Annotated in this window: 8 protein-coding genes; all 8 read right to left on the bottom strand. The window is 48.7% G+C overall.

All coding sequences use genetic code 11. The annotated features are described in order from the left end of the window. Nucleotides 1-376: 376 nt before the first annotated feature. Nucleotides 377-1,627 (bottom strand): methyl-accepting chemotaxis protein, encoded by a 1,251-nt coding sequence (locus O4H49_RS18575; RefSeq protein ID WP_269424943.1) that lies wholly within the window; start codon nucleotides 1,625-1,627, stop codon nucleotides 377-379. Between the two features lie 341 nt (nucleotides 1,628-1,968). Further along, nucleotides 1,969-2,784: an ABC transporter permease gene (locus tag O4H49_RS18570; protein WP_269424942.1), complete on the bottom strand. Its 816-nt coding sequence runs from the start codon at nucleotides 2,782-2,784 to the stop codon at nucleotides 1,969-1,971. Continuing rightward, nucleotides 2,781-3,683, bottom strand: coding sequence for an ABC transporter permease subunit (locus O4H49_RS18565; RefSeq protein WP_269424941.1), 903 nt, complete (start codon nucleotides 3,681-3,683; stop codon nucleotides 2,781-2,783). The genes O4H49_RS18570 and O4H49_RS18565 overlap by 4 nt, the downstream gene beginning before the upstream one ends. A gap of 9 nt (nucleotides 3,684-3,692) precedes the next feature. Next, nucleotides 3,693-4,841, bottom strand: a complete 1,149-nt coding sequence (locus tag O4H49_RS18560) for an ABC transporter ATP-binding protein (protein ID WP_269424940.1) — start codon at nucleotides 4,839-4,841, stop codon at nucleotides 3,693-3,695. A gap of 69 nt (nucleotides 4,842-4,910) precedes the next feature. Continuing rightward, entirely contained in the window at nucleotides 4,911-5,975 is a 1,065-nt protein-coding gene (locus tag O4H49_RS18555) for a polyamine ABC transporter substrate-binding protein (RefSeq protein WP_419715241.1), read from the bottom strand. A 136-nt stretch (nucleotides 5,976-6,111) separates the two neighbouring features. Next, nucleotides 6,112-7,485 carry an aspartate aminotransferase family protein gene (locus tag O4H49_RS18550; RefSeq protein WP_269424938.1) on the bottom strand — a complete coding sequence of 458 codons (1,374 nt, stop codon included), beginning with the start codon at nucleotides 7,483-7,485 and terminating at the stop codon, nucleotides 6,112-6,114. 42 nt (nucleotides 7,486-7,527) lie between these two features. Then, nucleotides 7,528-8,874 (bottom strand): glutamine synthetase family protein, encoded by a 1,347-nt coding sequence (locus O4H49_RS18545; RefSeq protein ID WP_269424937.1) that lies wholly within the window; start codon nucleotides 8,872-8,874, stop codon nucleotides 7,528-7,530. A 33-nt stretch (nucleotides 8,875-8,907) separates the two neighbouring features. Further along, complete coding sequence (locus O4H49_RS18540; RefSeq protein WP_269424936.1) at nucleotides 8,908-9,663, bottom strand: gamma-glutamyl-gamma-aminobutyrate hydrolase family protein; 756 nt, start codon at nucleotides 9,661-9,663, stop codon at nucleotides 8,908-8,910. Nucleotides 9,664-9,709 lie beyond the last annotated feature (46 nt).

The raw sequence follows: 9,709 nt of genomic DNA, 5'->3' as shown, positions 1-9,709 counted from the left end.
AAAACCGATTGCAAACTCTTTCGTGGCGGAACTGACGATCGTGCGGGTCATCGTGTGTGGTCTCCGTTTTGCGGGCAGAAATAAGCTCTGGCCATGATTTTTGTTATCAATAACCCTGATCCTGTCAGGGTTTTATCCTGAGTAAACGTTATCAGGTTGAGTCGCAGACGTCTGCGCGACACTTTGTAGCCCAATTACGCACCTGACGCAAAACGACAATGCAAAATTACTTTCAACCCGGATTGCTCTGGTCATCAGATGAGAGGGTAATCAAGTGTTCAGTAAAGCAGGGGAAAAAGAAAAAACCGGGCTCTTTGGCAGAACCCGGTTTGCTGGCCTATATATCTGGATATGCTGTAAAAATTATCCGGAAATATTATCCGGCGCGCACCTGTGCTAGAAACTGATCCAGACCTTCCTGCAGGTGGGTCGCCTGCCTGGAGAGGTTTTCAGACGCATCAAGTATCATGTGCGCTGTCTTTCCTGTCTGCCCTGCAGCCTCTGTTACATCCTCGATACTCCGGGATACCTGTTTGGTCCCGGCTGAAGCCTGTTCAACATTGCGGGCAATCTCCTGGGTTGCAGCGGCCTGTTCTTCAACTGCGATTGAAATCGCGTTTGAGATAGTACTGACTTCGCGAATAGAATTGCCAATGGCTTCAAGTGCCGCAGCGGCTTCTTCAGTCACGGACTGGACACCTGAAATCTGACCGCTGATCTCTTCGGTTGCCTTGGCTGTCTGGTTTGCCAGGTTTTTGACTTCACTCGCAACCACCGCAAAACCCTTTCCTGCTTCCCCTGCTCTCGCGGCTTCAATGGTTGCGTTGAGGGCCAGCAGATTGGTCTGTTCTGCAATGCCGGTGATCAGCTCGATAACCTTGCCAATTTCGCTCACTGAACTGACCAGGGTTCCAACGGTCTGGTGGGCACCCTGTGCTTTTTCAACAGCACCGGCAACCACTTCAGAAGACCGGTTAACCTGTCGGCTGATTTCACGTTCGGAGGCGGTAAGTTCTTCTGCTGCAGAAGCAACAGTTTGCACATTCGTTGCCGCTTCTTCCGATGCAGCAGAAACCGTCGTGGCCCGGACAGATGTTTTTTCTGCGGTTCCAGTCAAAATCTGTGCGGATGATTTCATCTCGTTTGCCGCGTCTTTGACTTCCAATACCGTTTTTCCGACCCGGGTTTCAAAATCATTGGCCATTTGGGCAATCAGGGCTTTCCGTTCTGAGGCGGATCGGTTTTCCTGTTCTTGCTGTTCAGCTTCCATTTGGCGAATGCGGATGGCATTCTCCTTGAAAACCAATACGGCCCCTGCCATTTGACCGATCTCGTTTTTCCAGCCAACGGCTGGAACGTCGATCTTCAGATTTCCTTCTGCAAGACTTGTCATGGTTTCTGTAAGTGCAGTCATGGGGTTTGTCAGGTGGGTTCTTGTCCACCAGATATTCATTACGGCCATGAGAAGAAGGGATGAAAAGACGATTGTCATCGCAAGGTCGTTGATGACGTTGGCTTCCTCGTTGTTGCTAAAATAACTTGCCGCGCCAATGATGCCGACAACACCCAGCATCAGCGCGGAGAAAATCATACCCAGATGTTTGATCTGGAAATTGTTAATGAACATTGGCATTCCCTCGGAAAAACAAGCCTGTTGCCACAGATGGCGACTTTTGCCCCATATGAATCTTGTGAACTGGTCGATCGCTCTGCTTTAAACAGACATGATCGAGTTTCGGCTTTACAATCGAGGATAATGATTAAACAAAATTAAATTTTTGAGGTTGATATAAAACAATGACGAATATTTTTTTTGTATAGCGCCATGAAAATAAAGGGTTATTAAAAATATTTTTTTGCCTGCGACAAGATAACGCAGAAATATTCATCTGAAATAAAAAATCCCTGCGATCTTAGATATTCATCTAAAGGTCGCAGGGATGTGAATTAAAAGCTTATTGGCCTATATCATGAACCAGCCAGAAGCTCATCTGCTTTTCTTTTGCTTTCTGCGCGACGGGTCAAGAAAGAAGCTGTGAGAACCCCAAGCGTTACAATAGAAATAAGAATAGTTGAAAGGGCGTTGATTTGCGGCGTCACTCCCAGGCGTACCTGACTGTATATTTTCATTGGAAGGGTTGTGGCACCGGGACCAGAAGTGAAAGAAGCAATCACCAGATCATCGAGTGAAAGAGTAAAGGCCAGAAGCCAGGCCGAGATAATCGCCGGGGCCATAATCGGCAAGGTAACCTTGATGAAGGACTGGAAAGGTGTACAGCCAAGATCTGTAGCAGCTTCTTCCAGGGAAGTGTCAAAAGTTACCATTCTGGAAGAAACAACAACTGCCGCGTAACACATGGAGAAAGTTATATGGGCAATTGTGATTGTCCAGAACCCTCGATCAATTCCGATCGCAACAAAAAGCAAGAGTAAGGACAAGCCCGTTATAACCTCGGGCATTACCAACGGCGCATAAATCATTCCGGAAAACAGTGTCCGTCCCTTGAAGCGCCCTGCTCTGATCATCACGACCGCGGCAAGGGTTCCCAAAATTGTCGCAATCGTTGCCGACAACAGGGCTACACGCAAGGTAACCAGGGCTGCGTCCAGAAAAGCTTCATCCTGAAACAGTTCAACATACCATTTGGTTGAAAAACCGGCCCAGACAGTAACCAGCCGGGATTCGTTGAAGCTGAAGATCACCAGCAACAGGATCGGCAGGTAAAGAAAGACAAAGCCGAGGGTAAGGCTTGTTGCATTAAACCAGGTAAAACGGCGGTTCATTTTTCAGCCTCCTGGGCCCGTTCTTGCTGTCTTTGGAAAAGAACGATCGGCACGATCAAAAGAAGCAACAGGACCACTGCCACTGCTGATGCCAAAGGCCAATCCCGGTTGCTAAAGAAATCTGCCCAGAGCGTTTTCCCAATCATGATCGTGTCTGATCCTCCCAGAAGATCCGGGATAACGAATTCACCAATTGCCGGAATGAAAACCAGGAAACAGCCTGCGACTATCCCGGGCATGGAAAGTGGAAAGGTGACTTTCCAGAAAGCCTGAATAGCTGTGCACCCCAGATCTTCTGCTGCTTCGAGTAAAGCGCCATCAAGCTTTTCCAAGGCAGAGTAAAGCGGCAAAACCATAAAGGGTAAGTAGGAATAGACAATCCCGATATATACGGCTGTATCGGTATTGATAATCTGCAAAGGTTCATCGATAATCCCGAGCATCATCAGGAACTGATTGAGGAAACCTTCCGGTTTCAGGATCCCGATCCAGGCATAGACCCTGATCAGAAAGCTGGTCCAGAAAGGAAGAATAATCAGCATCAGGAGCGTCGGACGCCATTCTGACGGCGCTTTTGCCATTGCATAGGCAATCGGATAGCCAACAAGCAATGCAAGCAAAGTAGAAAAGAACGCGATTTTCAGACTAGACAGGTAGCTGTTGATATAGAGGTCATCTTCAATCAGCCAGATGTAGTTTTCAAAATCCAGTTCAGATAGAAATTTCGTGAAACCGCCCCACCCTGCGCTGAGATCAAAGGTCGGAGTATAGGGTGGGATTGCGACAGCAATATCCGAGAGAGATATTTTAAGAACAATAAAAAAGGGGACGAGAAAAAGTAATCCAAGCCAGAGATAGGGAATGCCTATCAGAAGGAAACGTCCAGATTTTCTATCCATTGCTTCCTCCTATTTCTGTAAAAGTACGCCTGCAGTATTACGCCAGGACAACCAGACCTGGTCATCCCAGGTAAACTCGCGGTTGGCGAGACGACGACGGTTGGATTCCTGGGCCCTGAAAATCTGCCCGTTGCCAAGTTTTACGTAATAGGTCGAGAGATTGCCGATATAGGCAATGTCGTGAATTACACCCCTGATCTTGTTGTCGACATCCTGTGGCTCTTCCCGCGTGACATGAACTTTTTCAGGGCGGATGGCCAAACAGGCATTTTCGCCTGCAGAACAGCCGTTTTTGTAGGAGATATCAATGTCCCCCTGCCCTTCGGCCCAGGAGAGCTTTACCATCTCTTCTGCCGTCGTGCTGATTCGCCCTTCGACAAGATTTACATCACCGATAAAGTCGGCAACATAGCGACAGTTGGGATATTCATAAATGACTTCCGGTGTGGCCACCTGGATCAATTTCCCATCGTCCATAACTGCAATCCGGCTGGCTACCGTCATTGCTTCTTCCTGGTCATGGGTAACGATGACAAAGGTCATGCCAAGCTTTTCCTGAATATCCATCAGTTCGAACTGGGTTTTTTCACGTAATTTTTTGTCAAGTGCACCAAGCGGTTCATCAAGCAGAAGGAGCTTTGGTTTTTTTGCCAGAGACCGGGCAAGGGCAACACGCTGACGTTGTCCACCGGAAAGCTGATGCGGTTTGCGTTTGGCAAACTTTGTCAACTGGACCAGGGAAAGCATTTCCTCAACACGTTCACTGATTTGCTGTTTGGGCCATTTATCCTGCTTTAGTCCAAAGGCAATATTTGCCTCGACTGTCATATGAGGAAAGAGGGCATAGGACTGGAACATCATGTTTACAGGACGTTTGTAAGGTGGAATATCAGCGATATCCTCTCCCCCTAACGAGATCGTTCCCTCACTTGGTTTTTCAAAGCCGGCCAACATACGCATCATTGTTGTCTTGCCACATCCGGATGGCCCTAACAGCGCAAAAAATTCACGCTCGTAAATGTCCAGACTGATATTGTCGATTGCCGTAAATGACCCGAAACGCTTTGTAACATTTCCAAAACGCACCAGCGGTTTTTGCGCGGGATCGTCCCAAGGCGCAAAACGAGCGGATGGTTTTTTGTTTGGTGAAATATTCATGATGCCCTCAATCCGAAACTCTGCATAAAAAATGCCGCCCCATTTTCATGAGGCGGCGCTTTTTTTAAATCAACTTCCGCTCTTTACACGTGTCCAGGAACGCGTAACCAGCTTCTGAGATTTCGGGTCGTAAGGAGTCAGGGTATAGAGTTTCTGCATCGTATCGGAGTCAGGATAGATTGCAGGATCGCCAATCACATCTTCATTCAGGAGTTTCTGTGATGGCAGATTACCGTTTGCATAGTAGACATAATTAGAAGCTTTCGCCATTACGTCATCACGCAGAATGTAATCGAGAAACTTGTGAGCGTTATCGGCATTTTCCGCATCTGCAGGAATGGCCATCTGGTCAAACCACATCAAAGCCCCTTGTTTAGGGATAGCATAGTCGACAACAACACCATTATCCGCCTCAGCAGCGCGATCACGGGCTTGCAGAATGTCTCCAGACCAGCCTACAGCAAGACAGATGTCACCGTTGGCAAGGGCAGAAATGTATTCAGATGAGTGGAATTTACGGACGTACGGACGAATTGTCATAAGAAGCGCTTCAGCAGCTTCAAAGTCGGCTTTATCCCGGCTATCCGGATCTTTTCCGAGGTAGTTCAGTGCAGCCGGAATCATCTCATCTGACGCGTCAAGCATAAAGACACCGCAATCAGCAAGCTTGGCAATGTTCTCTGGCTGATAAACCACATCCCAGCTATCAATACGCTCAAGACCAAGACGTTCCTTGATCATATCAACGTTGTAACCAATTCCTGTGGTACCCCACATATAGTTGATTGAATAGGCGTTTTCAGGATCATATTTTACAACCCTTTCAGCAACCACATCCCAGACATTGCCAATGTTACTCAGCTTGGATTTATCCAGTTTCTGGAATACTCCTGCCTGGACCTGACGTCCAAGAAATGTCCCGGATGGTACAACGATGTCATAACCGGAGCTGCCAGCGAGCAGCTTGGTTTCCAGTACATCGTTCGAATCAAACACATCATAGATAACCTTGATGCCGGTTTCAGCTTCAAATTCGGTCAAGATTTCTTCGTCAATGTAATCAGACCAATTGTAAACTTTGACAACTTCTTCGGCCTGAGCCTGAGCGCCGAGCGTCAGTCCCAATGCAATCATACTGGTGAACAAACCATTCCCTAGGGTTTTCACGATATAGCCTCCTGTTGTTTTCTAAATTGCTCAGAAAAAGTGACGGGTTGTCCCAGCTCATATCCTTAACGGATTATCTCGATTCTGGAACAACCGTTTTCAATTACAATTTTCCAAGATCTTTGGCTGCCAAATCAAGACAATACTTTGCCTTGTCCAACATCTCGTCTATTTCTGCTCTGGAAATGATCAGAGGGGGAGAGAGTACCATCCGGTCTCCACAAGCCCGCATAATCAATCCATTGCTGAAACAGTGGTTCCGGCACATGGTGCCAACATCTGAACCATTTTCATAGAGTTCACGTGTCTTTTTATCTTTTACCAGAACCATTCCAGCAACGAGGCCCCTGCCCACGACTTCCCCAACCAGCGGATGTTCCGCAAAAATTTGAAGCTTTTCCTGGAAATAGGGCCCGGTGTCTTCAGCAACACGTTCGATGATCCGCTCTTCTTTGAGAATGCGGATATTTTCAATGGCAACTGCTGCGGCAACGGGATGACCTGAATAAGTATAGCCGTGATAAAATTCACCACTCTTTTCGATCAGGGTATTGGCGACTCTCTCGCCAACCATCACTGCTGATATCGGCATGTAACCTGACGACATCCCCTTGGCCATGGTCATCAGATCCGGTGTGAAGCCAAACGTCTGGGAGCCGAACCAGTTGCCTGTGCGACCAAAGCCACAAATAACTTCATCGGCGATCAGCAGAATACCGTACTGATTACAGATGCGCTGGATTTCAGGCCAATAGCTGTCCGGTGGGACGATAACGCCGCCAGCACCCTGAATGGGTTCACCAATAAAGGCTGCTACCTTTTCTGGTCCGACGGCCAGAATACGTTCTTCCAGAGCCCTTGCGGCAACAAGACCAAACTCTTCCGGGCTCAGGTCGCCACCGTCCTGATACCAATAGGGCTGCATGATATGCTCAAACCCTGGCATCATCAGCCCACTTTGTTCGTGCATCGCCCCCATGCCGCCGAGACAGGCTCCGGCCACAGAACTTCCGTGGTAAGCATTGTTTCGGCTGATAATGACATTCCGTTCGGGCAAGCCTTCTGCCTGCCAGTAGCGGCGTACCATTCTGATGGCGGTGTCGACAGCTTCTGAACCGGAATTGGCAAAGAAGGCGTGTTTCATGCCTGCGGGAGCGACCTCTGCCAGAAGACCGGCAAGCTCGGTTGCTGGAATATTAGATGTCTGGAAAAATGTATTATAGAAAGGCAGTTCCAGCATTTGCCGTTGAGCGGCATCAACAAGTTCCTTGCGTCCATACCCAAGATTGACACACCAGAGACCTGCCATCCCGTCAAGAACCCGGTTACCCTCAGAATCCCAGAGGTAAACGCCATCGGCCTTGGTCATGACACGCACCCCTTTTTCATTAAGGGATTTGGCATCTGTAAAGGGGTGGAGATGATGTGCCCGGTCCAGTCCCTGCCAATATTCGGTACTTTTATTCATATGATTCATAACACCCTCCTCAGATTTCCCTGTCCAGGGAACATCTGGTCTTTAAACATTAAGCAACAGATGTTCGCGTTCCCACGAACTGATAACTGTATGGTAATTCTGGTATTCGACCAGCTTGGTCGCACAGAGAGCCTCGACAAAGCGGTCTCCCAGGACATCCCGAATAGGCTGACAGGCGGTAAGTGTTGCAGCTGCATCCGACAGATACATGGGCACACCACGGGGCAGACCATAAGCACTACCTGTCATTTCAGGTTGTGCCTTTAGTTTCTTTTCAATTCCCAGATAGCCACAGAGCAAGCTACCCGCTATGGCCAGATAGGGGTTAACATCAGAACCGCAGAGCCTGTTCTCTACCCGTCGGCTTTCCGGGCTTGAATTGGGTACCCGAAGCCCACAGCTGCGGTTATCCACTCCCCAGTGGATATTGATTGGTGCTTCTTCATAGGAAAAACGACGATAGGAATTGATATTCGGAGCAAAGAACAAGACTGCCGCACCAGCATATTGTTGCAACCCGGCAATGAAATTTCCAAACAACGGCGATGCATTGCCCTGCTCATCCGTGAAAATATTCTTGCCTGTTTTGATATCGAGTACCGAATGATGAACATGCATGGAGCTGCCTGGCTCGTTTGCCATAGGTTTGGCCATAAACGTAGCGTAGATATCATGGGCCAGAGCTGTCTGGCGCACGGTTCTTTTGAACAGGAAGACCTGATCGGCCAGTGACAGCGGGTCGCCATGAAGGAAATTGATCTCGATCTGCGCTGCTCCGGCTTCGTGGTTTAGCGTATCAATGTCAAGGCCCTGTGCATCACAATAGTCATAGACATCCTCAAACACCGGATCGAACTCGTTTACAGCATCAATGCCATAACACTGACGCGCAGTTTCCGGTCGACCATTCTTGCCGATCGGGGGAACCAGTGGAAGATCCGGGTCGATATTTTTCTGCACCAGATAGAATTCAAGTTCTGGAGCAATGATCGGTTGCCATCCCCGCGCTTCATACAGCTTAAGAACCGTGCGCAGGATCTGTCTGGCATAGATGTCCACAGGGCGACCGTCTGGATAAACACAATCACAAATAACCTGGGCAGTGGGCTCTTTATACCAGGGCACGGGACGGATGGTTGAAAGGTCGGGCTCAAGTATTACATCCCGGTCCACAATATCGACCCAGGTATCTTCCTCAGGAAATTCCCCTGTGACAGTCTGGGTAAAGATACTTTCTGGCAGACGGTGTCCTTGACTACCAATTCCGCGCAGGAATTTTTCGGTTGGCAGGATCTTGCCACGGGGCACGCCGGAAATATCCGGGATCATGCACTCCACCTCGGTAATCCGGCGATCCTTGCACCACTTTTCCAATTCCTCAAACGTCATAATTCACCTGTTGTGTTTTGATTGTCGACAAACTTACCGACGGTTTGCCCGTTCGCGGCAAGCCTCTCCAAAAGCCGAGAATATTGCATTGGAGAGTTCATTATCACTGACATTCCATTCCGGGTGCCACTGCACTGCCAGTGCAAATGCAGAAGCCCCGGAAACACTGACGGCTTCGACCAACCCGTCTGGGGCATAAGCTTCTGCAAGCAACCCCTCCCCAAGGCGGTCCACACCCTGTGCATGCACAGAGTTTACCTGAACCTTGCTTTTTCCGATGAGATTAAAAAGTATGCCAGCTGGAGCAAGTTCAACTTCGTGAGCCAAAGCAAAGCGTTCTGCAATCGGCGCCTCATAATCGGCTCTGTGATCCATTTTCCCCGGCACATCCTGGACTTTTTGATGAAGTGTTCCGCCCAAGGCAACGTTAAGTTCCTGGAAGCCCCGACAAATTGCCAGAAACGGGATCTTCTGATCAAGCGCCTTTTGAATCAGAGGGAGAGTAGTTGCATCCCTGGCTGGATCATGAAGGGTTCCCTGTTCGCTGGGGGCACCGCCATAGTGTCCGGGATCAACGTTTGAAGGGCTTCCTGTAAAGAGAAGTCCATCAATCTGTTCCAGTAATTCGTCGCTATCCAGCTTGTCCCCCAAAGATGGAATACCAAGAGGAATGGCGTTGGAAACATATGCCACAGCTTCGGAATAGTATCTGCTGACACTGTCATATTCGTTTCCGTTTCGGGACGTTCGGCAGGTTGATATGCCAATGACAGCTTTTCTTGAACGCATGGGACGCATGACTCCAAAACGTAATGATCGTTATTTTGAACAAATG

This window comes from Kiloniella laminariae, from assembly GCF_027214005.1.
Classification (GTDB): Bacteria; Pseudomonadota; Alphaproteobacteria; order Kiloniellales; family Kiloniellaceae; genus Kiloniella; species Kiloniella laminariae_A.
This window is presented reverse-complemented; position numbering and strand designations above follow the sequence as displayed.